The 22,424-nt window shown below is 34.7% G+C and carries 22 protein-coding genes; 15 read left to right on the top strand and 7 right to left on the bottom strand.

Annotation, left to right across the window (positions count from 1 at the left end; all coding sequences use genetic code 11):
• The first annotated feature begins 119 nt into the window (after positions 1-119).
• The 4 genes from MUB18_RS13215 to MUB18_RS13230 all read left to right on the top strand — a co-directional run bounded on the left by MUB18_RS13215 (position 120) and on the right by MUB18_RS13230 (position 3,543).
• Positions 120-836 carry a type 1 glutamine amidotransferase domain-containing protein gene (locus MUB18_RS13215; RefSeq protein WP_248753387.1) on the top strand — a complete coding sequence of 239 codons (717 nt, stop codon included), beginning with the start codon at positions 120-122 and terminating at the stop codon, positions 834-836.
• A gap of 16 nt (positions 837-852) precedes the next feature.
• Complete coding sequence (locus MUB18_RS13220) at positions 853-1,809, top strand: YihY/virulence factor BrkB family protein (protein WP_248753388.1); 957 nt, start codon at positions 853-855, stop codon at positions 1,807-1,809.
• A gap of 686 nt (positions 1,810-2,495) precedes the next feature.
• Positions 2,496-2,831: a hypothetical protein gene (locus MUB18_RS13225; protein WP_045754883.1), complete on the top strand. Its 336-nt coding sequence runs from the start codon at positions 2,496-2,498 to the stop codon at positions 2,829-2,831.
• 34 nt (positions 2,832-2,865) lie between these two features.
• The gene (locus MUB18_RS13230) at positions 2,866-3,543 is read left to right on the top strand and encodes a hypothetical protein (RefSeq protein ID WP_248753389.1); all 678 of its coding nucleotides are present in this window, start codon (positions 2,866-2,868) and stop codon (positions 3,541-3,543) included.
• Between the two features lie 147 nt (positions 3,544-3,690).
• Here MUB18_RS13230 and MUB18_RS13235 read toward each other — a convergent pair whose 3' ends face one another.
• Both MUB18_RS13235 and MUB18_RS13240 read right to left on the bottom strand, forming a co-directional pair.
• Positions 3,691-3,852: a hypothetical protein gene (locus MUB18_RS13235; protein ID WP_248753390.1), complete on the bottom strand. Its 162-nt coding sequence runs from the start codon at positions 3,850-3,852 to the stop codon at positions 3,691-3,693.
• Between the two features lie 30 nt (positions 3,853-3,882).
• A complete protein-coding gene (locus MUB18_RS13240; RefSeq protein ID WP_248753391.1) occupies positions 3,883-5,085 on the bottom strand; it encodes a glycosyltransferase family 4 protein in 1,203 nt (400 codons plus the stop codon).
• Between the two features lie 443 nt (positions 5,086-5,528).
• On the opposite strand from MUB18_RS13240, the gene MUB18_RS13245 reads away from it, so the two are divergent.
• The 7 genes from MUB18_RS13245 (at position 5,529) to MUB18_RS13275 (ending at position 13,654) form a co-directional block, all read left to right on the top strand.
• Positions 5,529-6,995 carry an ATP-binding protein gene (locus tag MUB18_RS13245; protein WP_248753392.1) on the top strand — a complete coding sequence of 489 codons (1,467 nt, stop codon included), beginning with the start codon at positions 5,529-5,531 and terminating at the stop codon, positions 6,993-6,995.
• Positions 6,996-7,001: 6 nt separating this feature from the next.
• Positions 7,002-10,598, top strand: a complete 3,597-nt coding sequence (locus tag MUB18_RS13250) for a response regulator (RefSeq protein WP_248753393.1) — start codon at positions 7,002-7,004, stop codon at positions 10,596-10,598.
• 17 nt (positions 10,599-10,615) lie between these two features.
• Positions 10,616-10,987 carry a response regulator gene (locus tag MUB18_RS13255; RefSeq protein WP_045754888.1) on the top strand — a complete coding sequence of 124 codons (372 nt, stop codon included), beginning with the start codon at positions 10,616-10,618 and terminating at the stop codon, positions 10,985-10,987.
• On the top strand, positions 10,988-11,812 hold the full coding sequence (locus tag MUB18_RS13260; protein WP_045754889.1) for a CheR family methyltransferase: 825 nt from the start codon (positions 10,988-10,990) through the stop codon (positions 11,810-11,812).
• A gap of 19 nt (positions 11,813-11,831) precedes the next feature.
• Entirely contained in the window at positions 11,832-12,401 is a 570-nt protein-coding gene (locus tag MUB18_RS13265; RefSeq protein WP_045754890.1) for a chemotaxis protein CheB, read from the top strand.
• A gap of 69 nt (positions 12,402-12,470) precedes the next feature.
• Positions 12,471-12,851 carry a response regulator gene (locus MUB18_RS13270; protein ID WP_045754891.1) on the top strand — a complete coding sequence of 127 codons (381 nt, stop codon included), beginning with the start codon at positions 12,471-12,473 and terminating at the stop codon, positions 12,849-12,851.
• A 278-nt stretch (positions 12,852-13,129) separates the two neighbouring features.
• The gene (locus MUB18_RS13275; protein ID WP_045754892.1) at positions 13,130-13,654 is read left to right on the top strand and encodes a ferritin-like domain-containing protein; all 525 of its coding nucleotides are present in this window, start codon (positions 13,130-13,132) and stop codon (positions 13,652-13,654) included.
• Positions 13,655-13,914: 260 nt separating this feature from the next.
• Here the strand turns inward: MUB18_RS13275 and MUB18_RS13280 are convergent, their stop codons facing one another.
• Positions 13,915-14,823, bottom strand: a complete 909-nt coding sequence (locus tag MUB18_RS13280; protein WP_248753394.1) for a diacylglycerol/lipid kinase family protein — start codon at positions 14,821-14,823, stop codon at positions 13,915-13,917.
• Positions 14,824-14,907: 84 nt separating this feature from the next.
• Here MUB18_RS13280 and surE point away from each other — a divergent pair, with 84 nt between their 5' ends.
• Both surE and MUB18_RS13290 read left to right on the top strand, forming a co-directional pair.
• Positions 14,908-15,636 carry a 5'/3'-nucleotidase SurE gene (gene surE, locus MUB18_RS13285; RefSeq protein ID WP_248753395.1) on the top strand — a complete coding sequence of 243 codons (729 nt, stop codon included), beginning with the start codon at positions 14,908-14,910 and terminating at the stop codon, positions 15,634-15,636.
• Positions 15,637-15,775: 139 nt separating this feature from the next.
• Complete coding sequence (locus MUB18_RS13290; protein ID WP_248753396.1) at positions 15,776-16,045, top strand: hypothetical protein; 270 nt, start codon at positions 15,776-15,778, stop codon at positions 16,043-16,045.
• 204 nt (positions 16,046-16,249) lie between these two features.
• On the opposite strand, the gene MUB18_RS13295 is transcribed toward MUB18_RS13290, so the two are convergent.
• Positions 16,250-16,711 (bottom strand): ferritin-like domain-containing protein, encoded by a 462-nt coding sequence (locus MUB18_RS13295; RefSeq protein WP_248753397.1) that lies wholly within the window; start codon positions 16,709-16,711, stop codon positions 16,250-16,252.
• Between the two features lie 244 nt (positions 16,712-16,955).
• Here MUB18_RS13295 and MUB18_RS13300 point away from each other — a divergent pair, with 244 nt between their 5' ends.
• The gene (locus MUB18_RS13300) at positions 16,956-17,168 is read left to right on the top strand and encodes a hypothetical protein (RefSeq protein ID WP_248753398.1); all 213 of its coding nucleotides are present in this window, start codon (positions 16,956-16,958) and stop codon (positions 17,166-17,168) included.
• A 1-nt stretch (position 17,169) separates the two neighbouring features.
• Positions 17,170-17,847, top strand: a complete 678-nt coding sequence (locus tag MUB18_RS13305; RefSeq protein ID WP_248753399.1) for a DUF421 domain-containing protein — start codon at positions 17,170-17,172, stop codon at positions 17,845-17,847.
• Between the two features lie 124 nt (positions 17,848-17,971).
• On the opposite strand, the gene MUB18_RS13310 is transcribed toward MUB18_RS13305, so the two are convergent.
• The 3 genes from MUB18_RS13310 to MUB18_RS13320 all read right to left on the bottom strand — a co-directional run bounded on the left by MUB18_RS13310 (position 17,972) and on the right by MUB18_RS13320 (position 22,389).
• Positions 17,972-19,012: a fatty acid desaturase gene (locus tag MUB18_RS13310; RefSeq protein WP_094773413.1), complete on the bottom strand. Its 1,041-nt coding sequence runs from the start codon at positions 19,010-19,012 to the stop codon at positions 17,972-17,974.
• Positions 19,013-19,338: 326 nt separating this feature from the next.
• Positions 19,339-19,533: a cold-shock protein gene (locus MUB18_RS13315; RefSeq protein ID WP_045753501.1), complete on the bottom strand. Its 195-nt coding sequence runs from the start codon at positions 19,531-19,533 to the stop codon at positions 19,339-19,341.
• A 318-nt stretch (positions 19,534-19,851) separates the two neighbouring features.
• Positions 19,852-22,389, bottom strand: a complete 2,538-nt coding sequence (locus MUB18_RS13320) for an outer membrane beta-barrel family protein (RefSeq protein WP_248753400.1) — start codon at positions 22,387-22,389, stop codon at positions 19,852-19,854.
• Positions 22,390-22,424 lie beyond the last annotated feature (35 nt).

Raw genomic sequence — 22,424 nt, forward strand, 5'->3', positions numbered from 1 at the left:
ATATCATAGTAAATTTTGACCACTTACTTAATGAGTATATAGTATAATTAAACATGGGTACATGCTCACTACTTAAGATTATAACCTAATTATATTTTAACAATTTTTATTAAACAAAAATGGAAAATAAACGGCATATATTGATGATCTTAACTTCTCATGATAAAATGGAAGATACAGACAATAGGACAGGTGTTTGGTTAGGTGAAATGACAGATCCATATTATAAATTTATAGATGCAGGGTATCAAGTTCTTTTTGCTAGTCCGTTAGGAGGAGAGCCTCCGATCGACCCTATGAGTAAGCTGACAGAACATGTTACGGCTTCTAATAGGAGATTTGCAGATGACTTAAGTGCACAGTCACAATTTAAAGATACACTTTCACTGGATAATATTCTTTCCTCGGCATTCGATGCAGTTTTTATCCCGGGAGGACATGGACCTCTTTGGGATTTGTCAAGACATCCAGATGTAAGCAGATTGCTTCAAGATTTTATTAAGGAAGGTAAGCCAGTAGGTGCTGTTTGTCATGGCCCTGCTGCCTTACTTGCTCTTGCCAAGGATCATCCAGACTATTTGGTTGGCAAAAAATTGACTTCATTTACAAACGTGGAGGAAAAGCTAGTGTTTAGAAATCAGCATATTCCATATCAATTAGAAACTAAATTGCAAGAATTGGGAGCAGACTTCAGTTCTGCATTAATACCCTTTGGAGTTCATGTCGTGCAAGACGGCAATTTGGTAACGGGGCAAAATCCTTTATCTGCAGGACCAACCGCACTGAAAATTATAGAAATCCTTCAGGGACTAAATAAAGAAAACCTGGAATTATAAATATTAGATTAAACATATGGAAAAAAAAGAACAAGGATTTATTAAAAAATATATTGAAGTACTCAAGAATGCGGTGTTAGGATTTATCAATGAAGACTGCCTTAAGTACAGCGCATCCCTTTCATACTATACAATTTTTTCGATTGGCCCTATACTGGTTCTGATGATATCGTTAGCAGGGATATTTTTTGGTGAAGATGCTATTCAAGGTAAAGTATTTTCTGAGATGAGGGGCTTAGTCGGTCCAAGTGCAGCTAAGCAGATTCAAGAAGTGATCATGAATCTTAAGTTGTCCGGAAAATCAAACTTGGCATTAATAGTCAGTATCATTACATTGTTAGTTGGAGCAACTACAGTCTTTGGAGACATACAAAATTCGATTAATAGAATTTGGCACGTACGCGCAAAACCAAAACGTGGATGGTTAAAATTAATAACCGATCGTTTGTTATCTTCTTCTTTAGTCGTAGGTCTCGGATTTCTATTGATGGTTACTTTAGTTGTTAATGGCATTATTTTAGCATTTACAGATCAGTTGCAACTCTATTTTCCAGATATAACAGTGTTTTTTATGGATGCGGTCAATTTTGCATTAAGTTTTGCAATTATTTTTATTCTTTTTGGTATCATATTTAGAACTCTTCCTGATGTTAAAATCGAATGGAAAACAGTTCGCGTTGGTGCTTTCTTTACCGCGATCTTATTTATTATTGGTCGATATGGAATTGGTTTATATTTACAATCTTCAGGTACTGAATCTACCTATGGTGCCGCTGGAGCATTAGTTCTAGTGCTATTATGGGTATATTATACTGCTGCGATCCTCTATTTTGGTGCTGTTTATACCAGAGAATTTGCCGTAGCAAATGGTATTCCTATCAAACCAGCCGATTATGCGGTGTATGTTGAAGAAAAGGAGAGAGAACGTATTGTTACTGAAATTCCTCCTGAAGATGTATCCGCTGATAAATAAGTTTCTGCATCATCATGTTTAAGTAGTTATGAAACTAACTCTTTGAATAAAATACGTTGAAATACATACATATACAATTTACTTGTTATCAACTCAGTATGTATGATAAGTGAAACAGATAATAAAATTTGAATGCTCGCAAAAGTAAAACGCTTTATGCGGGCATTTTATTTTTTAGTGCATGACCCTATTCGACTTATGTTTAGCATTTCGGTTTGATTTTTGTGTTAAATTTCTTAAAGAATATTATTTTTAATTATTAAAATCTTACTAATTTTTGATTTTTAGAGCGCATTTGTACTGTTCTGATCTCCTGTATAAGCTGTCTTTTTTACGATAGTATTATGGAATTATTACAAATCAATTTCTATCCGCTTAATAGTGCGTGTTATGATATGTATATCAACCTATAGGTTCCTTATATTTTTAAAATATATGATTTCAACTGATCATTAAAATAATGAGAAGATTATCTTTGATTATTTTTCTTTGCACAGGATATTCCATTCTCTTATAATGATACTGGCGAAAATCATCTGAGGGAAGTTAGTGGGCGTTATGCTAACAATGAAGGAATTTATCTTTTTGGTGATGGTTGTCTTTTACTTTACACTTATGTTTTAGTAACACAGTCATGTTGTTGTCGCTGTTTGTGATTAAAGAATAAATGCCAACAGGAGGGTTCTATGCTCAAAAAAGAATATATAAATTTAATTTTACATGAAAATATGATGGAATTCATTAAAAACAAAGTAACCATTTTTTTTGCACTCAGTATATTATCGATTTTAATTGGAATTTTCACTGCCATAGTGCTTTATACTGGAGCTTCTGCTGCAGACAAATTAGCGGCGATGTATATTATTTTTGGTGGAATTCCCATTTTTCTTCTTATTGTGATTGATAGAATCTTTGTGTGGAAATTTGGTGCAAAGCAAGTAAATAGGGTGCAGCTTTATATTGTTATTATTTTTTTGGTGCTTTTTGTACTCAACTGGATCAGATTGCGTTCGCAGGTTTAAATAAATTGAAGAATTAAAAATAAACAAATTTCCAATGAAAAAGAATAAAACCAAAATGATTATTTTAATAACAACAGCAACTGTACTTGTGCTGCTCGTGGTGAGCAATTTTATTTATGTTTCACCTCATGAAACATTGCTTTATAAAATTCAACAGTATGTCACGTATTCAAAATCAGATTGGAAAAATTATGAAGAAAATAAAATGATATTAGCCAATAATCCAACTGACGGTAATAGGGTTACTGAAGTAGAAAGGGCGGTATCTCCCGAAGATATCTACTCATTAGATACAAATCGAGTAGCTCCAGAGGTTAAAGATGAGGAATTAAATAAAATTAAAAATGCAAATTTCGAGAATTTAATTCCTTCTTCCCATGTACCTGATCATGAGGATGCCCAAGCTGCTTTGATTCGATTCACTAAAGGTCGATTAACCGATGTTATTATCAATCAAAAGATAAATATCAAAGTCGGAAAATGTTATGATAACCCCCATACAGAAGGTAACTACCATTGTGTAAGCTGTATGATATTACTGTATAATCGAGATACCAAAGATTGGCAAGAAGCACCAAATGGGGATCATTTTCTTAAGTCTGCATATGATTTTTATCAACCTTCAAAAGGAGATATTTGGGAAGCAAAAGATCTTTCCATGCGCATACCATTTGATTATGATTTGTATAATAAATTTCAAACTAAGAAGTAAGGTTGTTGCTTGTGAGAATCGTGCTATAATTCTTATGTATAATTTGTAATTAATCAATTGAAATTAATTCTTAAATTGGGAATTGATAGATAATCGTTATCTATCAATTCCCGAAGCTATATGTAGAAGATGATTGCATTTATTTTATCATGCATCATCGTGATTATCGACTTCATTTGGATTCGGCGGCAATGGATTAGTATCTTTTGATGGCCTAGTACCAGTATCGCTTTTCACTTTGGTTTGTGTCTGAGTAACTGAAGTCTTTCTCTTTCCTTTCACCTCTGGTTTTGCAGTTTGATTTTTCATATGTGATAGATGTTATGATGCGATATTTCTTTATGAAGATAATCTGTTATTTGTTTGAAATATAGGAGTTAGTACCTTGTCATTCACTGTATTTTTCAAACTTATAGTTGTTGTCTGTTCAATATTTACCTCTTTCAGTAATGCTAATTGACGTTTTCCCACATTTTCCCATGACATCTGCTGTCCATAATTAGCAGCATTATTTCGATAATATCGCATTTTAGTCGGATTGTCCAACAAGTCATTGACTATCATTGAGAGCGCATGGGCATCATTGAAAGGGAATAGTATCCCTCTATCTTCAGCTAGCAGATCCTTGGCATACCAATAAGGGGTAGAAATACATGCTGTACCTGCGCCAACTGCAAATGATAGGGTGCCACTACTGATTTGATGTTCATTGGGATATGGGGTCACATATATATCGCAAGCACTCAAATATTCTTTTAATAATTTTTCAGATGCAAATTGGTTAATAAATTGTACTTTGTGACCTATATTGAGATTCATAACCATTTCCATTAGATCGTCTCGATACACATCACCCTCTGTCCGTAAAACATTAGGATGGGTAGAACCTAATATGATGTATACAAAATCATCATTCTCAATATTTGCAACAGCTTTTATCGCTGTTTCGAAACCTTTGCTTCTTCCCAAAAATCCAAAACTTAACATTACTTTTTTATTTTGAAAGCCAAGTTTCCTCTTTGCTATTTGTTGGTCACATTCAAATTGAGGGACACCATGCGGTATTAAAGCAATAGATTGTTTATTAATTTCATATATTTTTTCCAACATATCAATGGCACGTTGCGTCATGACTGTCACTTTACTGCTATATTGCGCTAATTCTCGAATAATTCGATATTCAAATTGATTTGGTTGCTCAAGTACCGTGTGCAAGTTTGTTACTACCGGTACTTTAATATTTTTAAGTAAATCAATGATATATTTTCCTGTATCTCCTCCAAATATGCCATATTCATGCTGGATAATACAAGCATCGAACTTTTCATTGATGATCTGTGCTGCTTCAAAGTAGCTGCTTAAATCTTCCTTATCGATAATAAATTCTACCTCTTCAGGAAATACATATTCTGATCCATCGGACACCGCAAATATACGATGATCCTGAGTTGAAGAGTGTAATAACGATTGGTAAAGATCATGTGTAAATGTAGCGATACCGCACTGCCTAGGTGGGTAAGTTCCAATGATAGCTATTTTCATATATATAAAATATTTTTAGTCTATTAGGTTTTGATATTACTGATGATATAATTTTACTTATTACAAGTGCGCAAAATCAAACCTTTAACTTAAGAACAAATGTCACCTTGATTAGTTCCATCAACATGTTTGTAAATGATAAAAACAGGCATTAATTCTTTTCGAGCAAGTATAAATTTCCTCAGACAAGTTTTTATCCACTAAAAAAGTGCTTTTATAATTATTATTTACTGTAATACGATACAATTGTACGCTGAAAGATATTTTTAAGATGTATTCAGACTGATTTGTCCTGTTCGATTAAGTAAGATCTTTGTATCTATCATGCTTACTTTTTAATATACTTTTATTATTAAAAAATAAAATGCTATTTTTAAACTTTATCATTCGAATACCTATGTTGGAGCTGCTGTTGTTTGCATAGGTATATGAACTAAACTGCTATGATTTTAATTGTTGACGACCAAGAAGCGAATATTTATTCACTGAAAAAATTACTGGAATCCCAAAATTTTATGGTAGATACAGCACTTTCTGGAGAGAAAGCGCTTAAAAAAGTATTAAAAAATGATTATGCTTTGATAATACTTGACGTTCAGATGCCCGGGATTGATGGATTTGAAGTTGCAGAAACGCTGTCGGGTTTTAATAAAACAAAGGATGTTCCAATTATTTTCTTATCTGCTGTCAATAAGGACAAAAAATTTATCACAAAAGGGTATGCCTCCGGCGGAATAGATTATGTAACTAAACCTATCGACCCAGACATTTTAATGCTAAAGGTGAAAACATTCTCGCGTTTGTATGAACAAACGTTAGCCTTAAATGAGATTCAACAAGTACTTAGATCTGAAATCGAAGAAAGAAAAAAAGTACAACAGGAATTAAAAGAGCAGGTTGATAATTTATATTCTACTTTAGAATCTCTTCCGCAGTTGGCCTTTACCGCTAATGGATCGGGTGATATCGAATTTGTAAATAGTAAATGGCTATCATATGCTGATGCCAACATGCTACCTGCTACCCATACTGATGATCTGGATATACGTACAGTCTGGGCCGACGCTATACATGCTGAGGTACCCATGGAACTTGAAGTTCGTATCAAAGAGTTGAAGTCTGAAGTGTTTAGGTTTCATCTTTTACGTATCATTCCAATTAAAGAGAAAAATAATCAGCTTAAATGGGTCGGTACTTTCACGGATATCGACGATCAAAAGCAGATGGAAAAGAAGAAAGATGAATTTTTGAGCATCGCCAGCCATGAATTGAAAACTCCACTGACCAGTATTAAGGCTTACGCACAATTGTTGGAAAGGACGCTTAATACTACAGTCGACGATCCTGCAGGAAAGTATATTCATCGGGTACAGAGTCAAGTAAGTAAATTAAATGCACTTATCACAGATCTGCTCGATATTTCTAAAATTGAGAATGGAAAATTAAAGATCACAAAGAAAAATTTTGATTTTGAAAATCTATTGTCCAATGCTATTGATATCATTTATCAAACTCATGATAATAATACTATGGTAATTGAAAGACAAGGAGACCGTATAGCTGATGCATTTTTGGGCGACGAAATTCGCATTGAACAGGTATTGATCAATTATTTAACAAATGCAATCAAATATGCACCTAATACAGATCGTATAATCGTTCATACAGAAAAGAATGATCATCAAGTCAAAGTTAGTGTAACCGATTTTGGAATCGGAATTCCAGAACATAAACAGAAAAACATATTTGGTAAATTTTATAGGGTGGAGGAGTCTTCAGTTCGATTCCAAGGACTAGGAATCGGTCTCTACATCTGTTCAGAAATTATCAAACAGCATAATGGTACAGTGGGTATCCAGAGTGAGTTGGGACAAGGATCCACTTTTTATTTTACATTACCTCTAAATTAGTATTAAATGCCTAAACCATTTTTAAGAAATTTACAGATTGGCTTTGGATTTTCCTTGCTTTTACTATTGGCAAGTTCTACAGCTTCCTATATCAGTATTAAAGAACAAATCAGCAACCGTACGAAAGTAGATCATAGTCGTCGGGTAATTGCTTCAGCAAATAAAATTCTAAATGATTTGCAGAATGCAGAGACTGGACAAAGAGGATTTCTTTTATCTGGAAAAGAAACTTTTTTAGAGCCTTATCTCATTAGTCTACAAACCTTGCCAAAATCATTGGATCGTACTCAACAACTGGTCAGTGATAATCTTCTACAAAGTCAAGTGGCTGATAGTCTTACTTATTTAGTGAAATCTCGATTAGGAATCTTAACTAATTTAATTGAAGTCAAAAGAGAAGGTAAGCAGGTGACCCTAGCACAGCTAGAGGAAGGTAAGCATTATATGGATAGCTGCCGAAATATAATCGCTCGTTTTATCAGTGTCGAAGAAGGTTTTTTAGATAAGAGATCCAATGAACTTAATAAATCATCGCTATATACATCCATTTTTGTCGTTATTGCCGCTATTGTTTCTTTGTTGATTACCGTTGTATTCTACCTTCGTATACGTGAAGATTTTATAAAAAGAGAAGGTTTGCAGAAGTCTTTACGGGAAAAAGATGAGGAAATCAGTCGAAGACTTAAAGCAACACAGCGAATTGCGAATCAAATAGCAAGTGGAGATTACAGTGTTCATGTCAATGATGAGGAGGAAGATGATTTGGGAAGCCTAGGAGGCTCTTTGAATCAGATGGCCAATGCTTTGCAAAAATCATTTGATGACTTGAATAATAATGAATGGCGACAAACTGGTTTGGCGCAATTAAATGAAATTCTTGTTGGAAATAAGACAGAAGAAATATTAGTAGCAGACGCTCTTCATCAGCTCATTCGTTACGGAAATGTTACCAACGGTGCTTTTTATTTATTAGAGCAGGACCGGATCGTACTTAAAGATGCTTATGGTCTTGAAAATAGGATGGTAAAATCGTTTAATATCGGTGAAGGAATGATTGGACAAGTCTTTAAAGAAGGTAAAGTGAAGCGATTTGCAAATCTTCAAGATAAAGATTATGTCGTAAGTTTTGCAAATGGACAAGTTCAAATTAATTACATTCTTTTATTGCCTGTATTTGTTGATTTCACATGTATTGGTGTTATAGAACTCGGCTCGATCGATGCTTTTGAAAATGTGAAGTTACCATTTTTTATTGATGCAACTCGTAATATCGGAATAGCTATATCGGCAGCTAAAAGCCGGGATCAAGTGCAACAGCTATTGGAGGAAACACAGACACAAACTGAAGAATTGCAGGCACAACATGCGGAATTAGAGAATCTAAATACCGAGCTTGAAGCACAGACACATAAACTGCAATCTTCGGAGGAAGAACTTCGAGTACAACAAGAGGAACTCGTACAATCTAATCAGGAATTGGAAGAGCGATCTAAATCTTTAGAAGAAAAAAATTACCTCATTGCAGAGCGTAATTTAGAGATACAGCATAAAGCCGAAGAATTAGCCCTGAGTACAAAGTACAAATCTGAATTCTTGGCTAATATGTCCCACGAGCTTCGAACGCCTCTAAATTCGATTTTGCTTTTATCACGCCTCATGTCCGAGGATACTGATGGTAATCTCAATGAGGATCAAATCGAGTCAGCTAAAGTTATTCAAAGCTCTGGAACAAGTTTACTCAATCTTATTGATGAAATTTTAGATCTATCTAAGATTGAATCTGGAAAAATGGAACTTGATTATCAAGATGTAAAGTTGGATGAAGTAATCCATGATCTGCAAAATTTATTTTTGCCTATAGTAAAAGATAAATCACTCGCATTTAATATTAAAACTGAATCTGGTATTCCAGATATGATTGAGACTGATCGTTTAAGACTTGATCAGATCTTGAGAAATTTACTTTCTAATGCAATTAAGTTTACACATGAAGGAAGTATTACACTAACCATATCTGAAGATAAAGAACATGGCGACCAGTTACTTTTTGAAGTTAAAGATACTGGGATTGGAATTGCAGAAGAAAAGCAAAAAATTATATTTGAAGCTTTTCAGCAAGCGGATGGTTCCACGCGTAGAAAATTTGGAGGAACAGGACTGGGGCTTTCTATCAGTAGAGAAATTGCTCGCTTATTAGGAGGAAAGATTTCATTAAAAAGTAAGGAAGGAGAAGGAAGCGTTTTTACATTAATTCTTCCTAAAAGAAAAATTTCAGAAACAATAAAGCCTACTTCAGAGGAATTGATTGATATTATCGCCTCAGATATTAATGAGATGACTACTATCGTTTCGGAATCTGTTGCGCCTAACATTGTCTATAATATTCCAGAAGAAGTTGACGACGATCGCGATAATATTGTAAAAGGCGATAAAGTGATCTTAATCGTTGAAGATGATACCGCTTTTGCAAAAGCTTTATTAAAATATACACGTCAGCAGCAATATAAAGGTATCGTAGTCGTACGTGGTGATATTGCAGCTGATTTTGCAGCTCGTTATCTTCCCTTGGCTATTTTATTGGACATTCAGCTACCGATTAAAGATGGCTGGGAAGTTATGGATGAGATAAAAAGTAATCCACAGACACGACATATACCCGTTCATATTATGTCTTCACTTCGCGTGAAGAAAGAAAGCTTGCTGAAAGGAGCGATTGATTTTATAAATAAACCTGTTGCTATCGAGCAGATCGGATTGATGTTTAAGAAGATAGAAGATGCCTTAACACGTTATCCAAGAAAGGTACTGATTGTTGAGGAAAATCCAAAACATGCTTCAGCGCTTTCTTATTTCTTGAGCAATTTTAATATTGCAGCGGAAATTAAAACAAATGTTGACGATAGCGTTCAAGCATTGAGTTCTGATTCGGTCAATTGTGTGATTTTAGATATGGGTGTACCCGATAAGATTGGTTACGAAACTCTTGAAGCAATCAAGAATAATGAAGGATTGGAAAACTTACCTATTATTATTTTTACAGGAAAGAATCTCTCTCATGCGGAGGAAGTGAAAATAAAACAATACGCTGATTCAATCGTTATAAAAACAGCTCATTCGTATCAGCGGATTTTAGATGAAGTTGGACTTTTCTTGCATTTAGTGGAAGAAAATACGACAGATCAACAGAAAAGGAAAGCAAATAAACTGGGATCTCTAAGCGAGGTGCTAACAGGTAAGAAAGTGTTGATTGCTGACGATGATGTGCGAAATATATTTTCACTATCAAAGGCTTTAGAGAAATATCAAATGAATGTTATTTCTGCAACAAATGGAAAAGAGGCATTATTACAGTTAGATAATCATCCTGATGTATCCATTGTGCTTATGGATATGATGATGCCTGAAATGGATGGATATGAAACCATCAGACTGATCCGAAAACATCCTCAATATACCAAATTGCCCATTATGGCTGTCACTGCAAAAGCAATGACGGGTGATCGTGAAAAATGTATTGTTGCAGGAGCTTCAGATTATATTTCTAAACCAGTTGACACAGACCAACTGCTCTCTTTACTGCGAGTATGGTTATATGAAAATTAAGAGCATAAAACAGTGTGATGAAAAAAGTTAAGTTAGTATTGATTATTGATGATGACAATCGCAATATTTTTGCGCTGCGATTGGCGTTAAAGTCGAGAGGATATCAATCACTTTCCTGTAATAGTGCAAAGGAAGGAATTGCTCTACTGGACTCCAATAGGGATATTGAAATCGTTTTGATGGATATGATGATGCCAGATATGGACGGCTATGAAGCTATACAGGTAATCAAATCATCTCAAATTTATGGTGATATTCCAGTGATTGCTGTTACTGCTCAGGCGATGCAGGGCGATCGCGAAAAGTGTATTGAAGCAGGTGCCCGTGAATATGTCCCTAAGCCGATTAACTTAGATAGATTAATAAGCATAATTGAACAAAACTGTTAAATGTGGGAACCGAATATTATAAAAAATGACGATATTGAACTTCTCTTGACCGATGTCGCCGATCGCTATGGCTACGATTTTACGCAGTATAGTAAGGCTTCATTAAAGCGTCGATTGAATCGAATCTGTTTAATTGATAAGTTTAGTAGCTTTGCAGAACTTCGATATCGGGTCATGAATCACCCCGAATATCTACAACGTTTTGTTGAAGAAATAACAGTCAATGTGACGGAAATGTTTCGTGATCCAAATTTTTATAAAGCGTTGCGGGATGAGGTTTTCCCCCGGTTAGGTACTTATCCCTTTATTCGAATATGGGTCGCTGGTTGTTCTACAGGAGAAGAGGCATATTCTGTCGCTATTCTTCTCAAAGAAGCTAATTTATATCATAAATCATTGATTTATGCAACGGATATTAACCCTGGCGTATTGGAGCGTGCGAGTAGTGGGATTTTTCCGATTAGTCAAATGCAATTATACTCAGAGAATTATAGATTATCTGGAGGAATAGAAGATTTTTCTAAATATTATACGGCCAATTATGATTCTGTCAAATTTCACCATGATTTGAAAGAGAAAATGATATTTTCGACTCATAATTTGGTTTCCGATAGTTCGTTTAATGCTTTTCAACTTATTCTCTGTAGAAATGTACTGATTTACTTTGATAAAGAATTGCAAAATAGTGTTTTTAACCTTTTTGATATAAGTCTTGATGCATTGGGGTATTTAGCTCTAGGATCTAAAGAAACTATTCGTTTTTCAAAATTAGAAAAACAGTATAAGCAAATTGGTGACGAACGCATTTGGAAAAAAATCCGATAATCTTAAGATATACTTAGCAATGGTAAAAAGGACAAATATAGTGGTTATCGGAGGGTCGGCCGGAAGTCTCAAAGTACTTCTCGTAGCTTTACCTCTCCTAGATCAAGGCCTTCCGTTTCCCATTGTTATCATTATGCATCGCAAGGCTTCATCCGATTCGGTATTAAATAAGCTCTTGGCACATAACACAAAATTAGACGTCATAGAAATCGAAGATAAGATGACCATGTTACCGGGATGTATCTATATTGTACCACCAAATTATCATATGCTTTTTGAAAATAAGTCATTAGTATCGTTAGATTTTTCTGAGAAACTTAATTTTTCACGACCATCTATTGATATTACATTTCGTTCTGCTGCTGAAGTCTTTCAGGAATGTGCTGTTGCTTTGCTGTTGTCTGGCGCAAACTCGGATGGAGTAAATGGATTGAAAGAAATTAAAAGCTATCAAGGCACTGTAGCGGTCCAAGACCCCTCGACCGCAGATGTTGATTATATGCCTTTACAAGCTACTTTGCATGTCGCTGTTGACATCATTTTAAAGCCAATTGAAATTGCGACTTATATCAATAGATTACGTATTTAATCTTTGTCCTTTTACAGGACAAATTATTATATTAGCGCCTTGTTAATATTCCCTATACATTGATTTACTATGAAAGATAAAACTATACTGCTCTTTGATGATGATGTAAATATCTTGGAGGTATGCACCATTATTTTAGAGAACTATGGGTATACAGTAGCTACTTCTGAGACATCGCACGACATTATTGAAAAAGTAACTGAAATTAGACCAGATGTTATTTTAATGGATAATTGGATTCCTGAAATTGGTGGTATAAAAGCAACTCAGTTGGTGAAGCAACACCCTGAATTTAAACATATACCAGTTATTTATGTATCTGCAAATAATGATATTCATCTTTTAGCTGAAGAGGCTGGAGCGGATAGCTATCTTGAAAAACCATTTAATTTGGATGATTTGGAAAGTGCCGTAAATACGATGCTAATGGATTCAAAGGATAGGGTCTAAATTGTAATAATTAAACATCATAATAGTAAAAAAGGATTTTGTGTATACAGAATCCTTTTTTATTTAATATTTGTGAATTATACCTTTCATGATATAATCCTTTCATATGACTGCAATTTACAAATATTAGATTTTTTTAAACTTGCTGTAAATGTACTTGTTCACAGCGCTATGTACGTAATTTGTTGTATTTGTACCTGTTGTAAATTATGTGTGAAAACTAATAAGTTACGAGGGCGTTATTAGTGTGTAGATAATAACATTAAAACTTACATATTATGGCAACAGTAAAAAGTAAAAAAGGTAATATGCCTAACGCACATCTCCACGAATTATTTGTAGACGAATTGAAAGATGTACTTGGAGCTGAAAGACAATTGTTAAAGGGCCTAAAAAAATTGGCCGATGCAGCACATGGAGAGCAGCTTAAGCAAGCATTTAAAAGTCATTATGAGCAAACTGAAGGGCATATTGAGCGATTGAAGTCTGTGTTTTCGAGTATCGACTTGACCGCTAGAGGTAAGAAATGTAAAGCGATGGAAGGTTTGCTAAATGAAGCTGAGGAAATTTTAGAAGAGTTTCAAGATAGTCCTGAAGTATTAGACGCTGCTCTGATCGCTGCTGCACAAAAAGTCGAGCATTACGAAATCGCAACTTATGGTTGTTTGGTCACGTATGCTAAATTGATGGAGCACAAAGAGGCCGAAGAGCTTTTAGCTGCTACTTTAGCAGAAGAAAAAGATACTGATGTATTATTAACAGAGATTGCTATGAGCGAGTCAAACTTGGGGCAGTCAGCTTAATTTACATAATCATACAAGAAGCTAAAACAGCTGTCATCATTTATAAGATGACAGCTGTTTTTATATTATTAGTAGCTTAATACTTCCGCTTTTCTGTGGTATATGTATATGCTCTATTATCCCTTAGGAATCTTTTTGCATGTATGCATAATTAATGATATTATACGATTTACTATACGTTATGCTTACGACAATCCACTTTTAATTTACGATGTCACTTTGATCAATTCAATGATGGATGAAAGGAGACCTAGTAGTATTTAAATTTTGGGAACTAAAAATTCCAGTACATTTTCTCTCACTTCATATACAGCAATATTTTTCAATGGAAGTATAAGTTCATCATCGATATGCATGTACGCACTATCGCAATCAATAGTCAGTTCCTTGGCTTCAAATGATTTATAGTTAAATGAAACATCATGTTGATCAATTCTTTTTTTGATATACTCCGCAAAATCTGCTCGTTGATCTTCATCGACATATACCACATTAAACATACCATCGTCTGTTGCTGCTTCTGGTGACAATATCAGATTGGGACCTATCGATTGAATATTCATGACTTCCAATAAGATACAATTCCCTTCGTATATTCGATCATCTGCTTTTATCCAATATTTTTCAGATTTAGCCGATAATATGATCTCATGTAGCACCTCAAGTGCCAGTTTTAATTCATCTTTTGAATTTTTCACTTTACTTTTATCCACGCCAATCATTTTTCTAATTAAATGCGGAAACACGCCATATCCTGCACCTTCAAGAAAAAAATCTGTTGTATCTGCATTTTTAATTACACCAACATCAAATCGTTGTCGCTTACTATTTTTCCAGCTTTCGATATGCTTTGCATGATTTAAATTACTGTCGATACCTAGAGCAATTGATAGATTATTGGCCGTTCCCATCGGTAGAATGGTGATGGGTATTTTTTTATCAAGTGCAGTTCTTTTCATCAGCTCTTTCACAACGCCCCTTACAGTGCCATCCCCGCCAGCAACTATCGCAAAATCCGTTTGATCTAGCTGATGAACCCAGCTATCACCTTTTTTAACTGAAAAATACACACAAGTATATCCTTCATTCTCGATACATTCTACTAAATCAGACTTCAAATGATCTTCATCTCCCGCGCCGGGATTATGCAGTAAAATAGCTTGTTTCATACATTAATTTATATATATAACAACATTTCCCAAGACTATTTGTTGTTATATAAATAAGATTTATTTGCAGTAACGATATACATTATGAGAATTTTAATTACAAATGACGATGGTATTTACAGTCCAGGCATTGCATCACTTGCCAAAGTTGCTAGAAAATTTGGACAAGTAAAATTGGTCGCACCCGATGTGGAACAGTCCTCGATGGGACATGCGGTCACACATTCTCGACCTTTGAGTTATAAAAAATCACCAATCGAGTTTCCTGATGTTGAAGCATATCGGGTCAATGGTACACCAGCAGATTGTGTTGCGATGGGAACCCATCTATGGAATGATGTGGATGTGGTATTATCAGGGATTAACATGGGACCTAATTTAGGCAATTCAATGTGGCATTCGGGCACTTTAGCCGCTGCTAAGCAAGCTGTTTTATTTGGTATTAAGGGTATAGCACTCAGTACACCAGTTGGCAATACAGAGCCTGACTTCGAGGCACTTGAACCTTATGTTGAACAGACCTTAGAATTGTTACTAAAAGATAAGGAATTGGCTTTATATAATGTTAATTTTCCACCTCAACCTACTGACATGATGTGGACCAGACAATCTGTTCGTTTGTATGATGGAACGATTATACCAGGCACAGATCCTTTAGGACGTAAGCATTATTGGTTTACGGTTACACCGTTAGAACCTGCTGATGAAGGAACAGATCGTTGGGCAATTGAAAATAATTTGGTTTCTATAACACCATTAAGACTCGACCTTACAGATGAAGCTGTGCTTTCTAAAAAGTTGAGCGAAGTCTAGTTAGTGATATTAATATTCGATTTCATGATCCGTTATGTATATGTGCGATCCTAACTATTTTTGTCTATTTTATATCTATGATGATAGTGGATACATATTCACTTTAAAAATTTGATGTCTATTTAAATATAATTTGAAAATGAAGAATCTGAGAACTATATTTTTACTTTCGCTTTTATTCTTCATCACTGCTTGTGGTGAAAATAAAAATTCCAATTCAGCTTTACAGCATAATCAGGATACTGCAAAACAGCAAAAATCAAATCCCGGAGTTCCATTGGATAATCTCCATAGAAGTAAAACAGGAGATTCTGCTTCAGGGATAAAAGATGTCAAAACCGGTATTCCACTTGACAATTTAGAGCGTAGCAAATCAGCTGATAGTATTAATCAGCCATTGAATCGTTAGAAATTTAAATTATTCAAGTATTAGACAGGAGTACTATTGCGTATTTAGTTAATATCTGAGGTAAAATCCAGTCAAGACTATTATCTGTTTAAGGAAGTATTGACCATTATTAAATACTTATTTTTATAAGCGTATACGAATGATCTGATTTAAATGATATACAAAGTTGATTTTGTATAGTTCATCCGTACTTTTTATTAGCTATCATTGAGCAGCATCCCTTAAATTGCGGACATGATCATGAGCTGCTTTTTGTCTTTGTGCATGATTTCGGATTATACTTACGATATGTATAGGAAGGTCGGGTGATTCCTGAATTGCTTTTTCATATGCCTTTTTACTTGCGTCTTCACCGCGTTCACATTCCTCGAGGATACTCTTACGATCATGACCAGATAGCGAAGCTTTAAGTTCTAACCAAAAGCGATGTAATTTTCCAGAAATATGCATTCGCTGTCCCGATCCTTCGCCCTCAATAACTGCGAAAGGAAGCAATTCACTATTGAATTGATTGGTTTGCTGAATATAATCTTCAAATAGTCTTCTTAAATCCTGGTCGCTGTCAGTTTTCAAATTTTCTAAAGCACGTGTATAGCCATCTATTCTATCATTGTTGATCTGAATCAAATCACTGATAATTTCTGCAGTAGTTTCACTGGTATACATAATTTTTGCCAATTTATCTGTTAATAACCTAATTACTATTTATTAACAACTCGGCGTATATAAAGGTTTTTGTTATAGCATTGTTTATCGTTTAATAACAGTCGGTACATGAGTTTTTTTGGCTGTTGCTTTTAAATGTAAACAAGTATTCTTTCTATCATTTAACGTATTTGTTGTAGTTTTTTAAATGCAAACTTTTGACTTAGTACCATGTTATATAGTCAGTAACGCTAAATTAACAAAGATGGCAACAAAAAATGAAAATGAAAAAGTAGGTATTGTCAATAAAGATCAACAACCTATAAAAAAGAAAACGATTACGTCAGTAGTTGATAAAAGAGATAAAAAGCAAGAAGGTGATGGCGAAGCTGGAGTCGATGCGCAAATAGAGCAGCTAAATGATATGCCAGAGCCAGATACATTTCCACGTGAGCATGTAAAGCCTAAGCATAAATAGCATGATAGAAATCAAGAAGATGTTTTTAGAGGGTGCCGAACTAGATTTTCTATTGGAGATCGTGGGGCGATCGGTCATTATGTTTATCTTGATATTAGTGATTTTGAGATTGTCAGGTAAGAAAGGGGTAAGGCAGCTTACCCTTTTCGAAGTAGCAATTATTTTGAGCTTAGGCTCTGCTGCTGGTGACCCTATGTTTCAAGAGGAATTGCCTATTATTTATGCACTCGTTGTCTTATTTTCAGTTATTCTGATTTATAAGCTTATAACTTGGCTATCCACTAAATCCACTTTTATTAATAAGATTTTAGAAGGAGAGGCGATGGTCGTGGTCAGGCATGGTATGTTTGATTTAAAGCACGAACATGATGGTGATTTTTCAAAAATGGAGTTTTTCTCAGAGTTGCGTAATCAATCAGTAGAGCATCTTGGTCAGGTTCGTATGGCTGTACTTGAGATTGATGGTTCAATGAGCATATTATTTTATCCAGATGCAGAAGTAAAATATGGACTCCCATTATTTCCAGATGACTATCAACAGATTACAATCAATGCAGCAGGAGCTCCGATTGCTTGTATGTATTGTGGGCAAATTTTGGAAAATATTCCTCAAGAACAATCATGCCCTCGATGTCAACGTAAAAAATGGGCACTAGCAATTGATACTAAACGTATCTAATTTAGAAGTAATAGAAAAAGATCAAATTATAAGGGAGTACGATATCTTATAATTTGATCTTTTTTCCGTCCTTAGAGTATCATTAGATACTCATTTATTCATGCTATTGAAAAAAAATATGACATTAAATTTCTTTATATTTTGCTTGAAGATAAGGATTATGATAACGTTTGTAGAATAATTTCTTGTCATCTCTATAGCTCGATACGGCTCCCAATTTATGTAACAGTTTAATGTAGTACCATGCCAAATCTATTTGATAAGGTTTAAAACCACTGCGTGCGCTTTTGGGAAATAGATGGTGATTATTATGCCATTCGCCGGCAACGATCCCGGGCCATATTTGATTGATTGATTTGTCATTGACGCTAAAATCTATACCTTCTCTTTGTTTATCTTCTCCTTTAGCATGACCTTCATAATTAAACGTCCTTACTCCAACACCCCAAAAAGCTGCGGCTCCAAAAAGGCTACATGCTAGAGCGTGCCCCCCCATTAGATAAAATGCTAAGTACCAAAAAGACCAGTTTAGTATCCAAGACAGTAGCGCATATGCAGGTTTTACATAAGAGCCCCATTTTTTGTACTGCTTATAGCTATTTGCTGGTACAGCAGTATGCTGCATAAGCAATTTTACTCTATTATAATCTTGTTCATTAAGATCTTTGGCTATGGGTTGATGATTGACGTCGGCGAGAAAGCAATATAGAAATCCCGCTTGTGCATTGTATGGATCTCCTGGTTGATCAGATTTAGCATGGTGTACATGATGTGAAATCACATAGATCTCTTCTGGAATCACATTGATCGTTAGATTTTGGGTGAAAAATCTCCAGAAAGCATTTTTGAATTTGTACGCTCCATGGGTACAGTATCGGTGATGCCAGATAGTTCCATGGGTTCCCATGATGATCATACTGTAAATAAAAGCGGCTAACAGTGTCCACCAACTTAAGTAAGTTGTTAAAAAAATAAAGAAAAAAGGTATTAGACAAATGATCTTTAACCAGCTGAAAAAAGGAAGCCAATTTTTTCGATCTTTAAAAATATTTATTCTATTGAAAAATTCAATGATGATTTCTTTATTCGTTGGCTTAATAAGTTTGCCCGTAGCGTCTTGCCACCCATAGGAAGGTGGTTGTAATACATGATCTAAAAATGACATGTTGGTAATAATTTTAGTTTAGGGATGTTGTCAGAGTAGTTTAGCTAAAAAATAAGTGATATATGAATATTTTTTAGAATAACATTTCGTGTTTATAATTATCTTCTAATAGAACTATTTGAGATCGATTAGGGAATAATTTGGAGTGGTAAATAGTTGATTGAATAGTGTTGTTATCGAATTAGTGATCATCTGAAATGACATATTTAACAGAAGCTAGCATGCACATTGAATAGACGAAATCTAAATTTAAAAAATGTAGTAAATTAGCACAGATGCTAATCACTACATCAATACGGAGAATTTATCTTAATTCCCCAATTCTTTTATCTTGCTACGCGTACGTTGAAAGCGTTAACACCCTTTTGGCCATTTTCTACTTCAAATGTTACGCTGTCATTTTCACGGATATCATCCATTAAACCAGTTGAATGTACAAATACATCTTGACCACCATTTGTTGGTGTAATAAAACCGAAACCTTTGGTAACGTTAAAGAATTTTACTGTTCCTTCTTGCATTATATTATTGTTTTTATTAAAAATTATTTCATTATAGACCTATGTTTATGTCATCGTATGACACATACAAGTTAATCGATCTGCTAGCAAGAAAAGGATGTGTATTTTTGAAGGTTGATAGAAGTCAAGCTCTAAGAGTACTGCGCACTTTTTATGAATAACAAAAATTGGCAGTTGCAAAAAGCGATAAGTAACACATTGTGGTTTATTTACCTGTTTGGTGTTTGATAATCGCAAGGCAGAGCCTGATTCTAAAACAAATGTAAGTATTATATATTGAAAATCAAAATATATTAATTTTTATCCGCAATAAACTGATTATTGCATCTGTATGCCTTCCATGGCATTTTGACTTTTATTTTTCTTAAACATATTCATATCCATTTTTCCAAAGCGGTATGACAAGTTTAATTTAACGAGCTGCGGATTGGAAAGACGATAATAGGTCTGTGAAAATCCCTCACCAGAAGAAACGATAGTATTGCCCCGGCTTCTGAAAATATCGTTTACAGCCAGAGTAACAGATGCTGCTTGGTTTTTCAAGAAACTTTTCTTGATGGCAAGATCAACCCCGTAAAATGGTTTTATATATCCTTGTGACGAGCTTTGAGCTTGATTCATAGGCGGACCGAAACTTTGATTTTGTGTAACAGGCATATTTGTTTTGCCTTGATACTCAAAAGCTAATTGAAAGTTCCAATTATTTTTAATATTGAATGTATTGTTTAATTTTCCAAATACTGTCCACATCGCATCAGTTTTTACACGTTCATCTACCTCGATTTTAGAATTATAGAAATTTACATCTGCTGTGAGATCCCACCACTTTTTCAGATTATTAGTGTAAGTAAACTCTGCACCATAGTTTCTGCTGGCATTAGCATTGATATAGGTATTGATAAAATCCATTTTATCTGTGATCGGATTGAGTTCTTGTGTCAGATACCGCGTAATTAAATTATTGGTTTTTTTGTAATATACAGAAGCCAAAAAAGTGCCTTTGCCATGTGTTCTACTATAAGAAATTTCACCCGATGTCGTAAACTCTGGTACAAGGTCCGCATTACCTCTTGTGATATTTAAACTATCGGTATAATCTATAAAAGGAATAATTTGAAAAAAATTGGGACGGTTAACACGGCGGGTTACACTCATTTGAACCTGATCTTTCTCGGATATTTTTTTACTCAAGAATAAGGATGGAAATAGGCTAAGTGGATAGCGATTGTGAAATTTTTCATTGGTATTCAAAAGCTCTCCATCGTAAGTGGAACTTTCGCCACGAAGACCAACTTTGTATGATACCCAATCTTTTAAATTTCCACCAAGAGAAGCGTATACTGCATATACGGTGTTTTTATTATCATAATTGGTAGATGCTGATGTGATATTTTCAAAATCTTCTTCACCTATAGCTTTTAGTGAATTGTCATTGATATTTGTTAAATTATTGATCTGTGCACGCAATCCTGTTTCGAGTTTCATACCATTTTTGAATGGTTTAACGTAATCAGCTTGGATAGTCATAAACTGATTATCACCTGAACCATTATTTTTTTGTATCTGCGTACCTGTAATCTGGTTCATACTATTAAGGTAGTTGGTCGTGTAAAGGCCATTGGATGTATTACTCCCTCCAAAATAGTTAAAGTCAACTGTCAATTCTTCACCTTCTGTTTTGAATTTTTGAACTAGACCAGCTTGTAGACCTCTAGGTTTAAAGCTGCGCTCTGATTCAGAAATTCTATTGCTTAGTGAAGTGTTGCTTGCTGATTGTGTTGAGATCAACGTGCTTTCATTAGGACGAAATTTTCCCTCGACAAATATTCCTGCAATTGAAAATGTAGTCTTTGGACTAAAATCATAATCCAGACCCAGTCTTCCAAAAGTGATCATCCCTTTTGTTTTTCCTTCTATATCTTGGTCTACAACTGAATTTTCGTTGTTGATATTACTCAGTCGATGACTATCTCCCTCGGTATTGGTTCGCATACGCATATTCATACCTGTTAATGAAATATTTAATTTGTCCTGACGTGCATTGAGACTTCCCATAAAATTGGTTCCGCCAAAGCGGTCACCTCCAAGGGTCACCATACCATTGTAACCTGTTTTTTTATTTTTCTTAAGAATGATATTTAAAATACCTGCCATACTCCCTGAAGCATCGTACTTAGCAGATGGATTGGTAATGATCTCTATTTTTTCGATAACGTCGGCTGGTATTTGATCTGGCGAAAGTGTTGTCGGTTTACCATCTACGAAAATTGTTGGAGCAGCATTTCTGAGTTTGACATTGCCGTCAATATCAACTTGAACAGATGGCATATTGCGAAGTACATCAACGGCTGTTCCACCGGCTGCTACGATATTTTTTTCTACATTGTACACTTTTTTGTCAATATCCATCTCCAGCAGCGCTTTACGCCCTGTCACAGTTACTTCATCAAGTTTTTGATTATCGGGTTCTAGGACGATTGACCCCATATCTTTGTTTATATTTTTGGTATTACTTCCATATTCTACTTGTATATCTTTAGCAGTATAACCGACAGAGCTAATTTTTAATTTCCATTTGTCCTTAGTGGATACATCTGAAAAACTGAATGTACCATTTTCTTGAGAACTGGTACTTCGTATTAATACTTCTCTTTCCTTGCCAGACGTTTGTTCTTTTATGATCTGCAGTAGAGTGACCGAAGCCTGCGCAATTGGTTTACCTTGATTGTCTACAATTTGACCTAAAAGTTTACCTTCAGAGATGCTTATACTACTTGGGCGGTTAGTTGAAGACGTTTGGGCATCTAATGTCGAGACGGACGCAGCCATCATCAGTGCTGATATATATGTTTTCATTTTTTCTTTTTTCCATGTATGCGGACAGTTCAGGT

Source organism: Sphingobacterium sp. PCS056, assembly GCF_023273895.1.
Classification (GTDB): Bacteria; Bacteroidota; Bacteroidia; order Sphingobacteriales; family Sphingobacteriaceae; genus Sphingobacterium.

Bases quoted from the DNA above. Each gene is read 5' to 3' on its own strand.
- MUB18_RS13215 (WP_248753387.1), top strand. From the start codon at position 120: ATGGAAAATAAACGGCATATATTGATGATCTTAACTTCTCATGATAAA.
- MUB18_RS13220 (WP_248753388.1), top strand. From the start codon at position 853: ATGGAAAAAAAAGAACAAGGATTTATTAAAAAATATATTGAAGTACTC.
- MUB18_RS13225 (WP_045754883.1), top strand. From the start codon at position 2,496: ATGCTCAAAAAAGAATATATAAATTTAATTTTACATGAAAATATGATG.
- MUB18_RS13230 (WP_248753389.1), top strand. From the start codon at position 2,866: ATGAAAAAGAATAAAACCAAAATGATTATTTTAATAACAACAGCAACT.
- MUB18_RS13235 (WP_248753390.1), bottom strand. From the start codon at position 3,852: ATGAAAAATCAAACTGCAAAACCAGAGGTGAAAGGAAAGAGAAAGACT.
- MUB18_RS13240 (WP_248753391.1), bottom strand. From the start codon at position 5,085: ATGAAAATAGCTATCATTGGAACTTACCCACCTAGGCAGTGCGGTATC.
- MUB18_RS13245 (WP_248753392.1), top strand. From the start codon at position 5,529: ATGATTTTAATTGTTGACGACCAAGAAGCGAATATTTATTCACTGAAA.
- MUB18_RS13250 (WP_248753393.1), top strand. From the start codon at position 7,002: ATGCCTAAACCATTTTTAAGAAATTTACAGATTGGCTTTGGATTTTCC.
- MUB18_RS13255 (WP_045754888.1), top strand. From the start codon at position 10,616: ATGAAAAAAGTTAAGTTAGTATTGATTATTGATGATGACAATCGCAAT.
- MUB18_RS13260 (WP_045754889.1), top strand. From the start codon at position 10,988: ATGTGGGAACCGAATATTATAAAAAATGACGATATTGAACTTCTCTTG.
- MUB18_RS13265 (WP_045754890.1), top strand. From the start codon at position 11,832: ATGGTAAAAAGGACAAATATAGTGGTTATCGGAGGGTCGGCCGGAAGT.
- MUB18_RS13270 (WP_045754891.1), top strand. From the start codon at position 12,471: ATGAAAGATAAAACTATACTGCTCTTTGATGATGATGTAAATATCTTG.
- MUB18_RS13275 (WP_045754892.1), top strand. From the start codon at position 13,130: ATGGCAACAGTAAAAAGTAAAAAAGGTAATATGCCTAACGCACATCTC.
- MUB18_RS13280 (WP_248753394.1), bottom strand. From the start codon at position 14,823: ATGAAACAAGCTATTTTACTGCATAATCCCGGCGCGGGAGATGAAGAT.
- surE (WP_248753395.1), top strand. From the start codon at position 14,908: ATGAGAATTTTAATTACAAATGACGATGGTATTTACAGTCCAGGCATT.
- MUB18_RS13290 (WP_248753396.1), top strand. From the start codon at position 15,776: ATGAAGAATCTGAGAACTATATTTTTACTTTCGCTTTTATTCTTCATC.
- MUB18_RS13295 (WP_248753397.1), bottom strand. From the start codon at position 16,711: ATGTATACCAGTGAAACTACTGCAGAAATTATCAGTGATTTGATTCAG.
- MUB18_RS13300 (WP_248753398.1), top strand. From the start codon at position 16,956: ATGGCAACAAAAAATGAAAATGAAAAAGTAGGTATTGTCAATAAAGAT.
- MUB18_RS13305 (WP_248753399.1), top strand. From the start codon at position 17,170: ATGATAGAAATCAAGAAGATGTTTTTAGAGGGTGCCGAACTAGATTTT.
- MUB18_RS13310 (WP_094773413.1), bottom strand. From the start codon at position 19,012: ATGTCATTTTTAGATCATGTATTACAACCACCTTCCTATGGGTGGCAA.
- MUB18_RS13315 (WP_045753501.1), bottom strand. From the start codon at position 19,533: ATGCAAGAAGGAACAGTAAAATTCTTTAACGTTACCAAAGGTTTCGGT.
- MUB18_RS13320 (WP_248753400.1), bottom strand. From the start codon at position 22,389: ATGAAAACATATATATCAGCACTGATGATGGCTGCGTCCGTCTCGACA.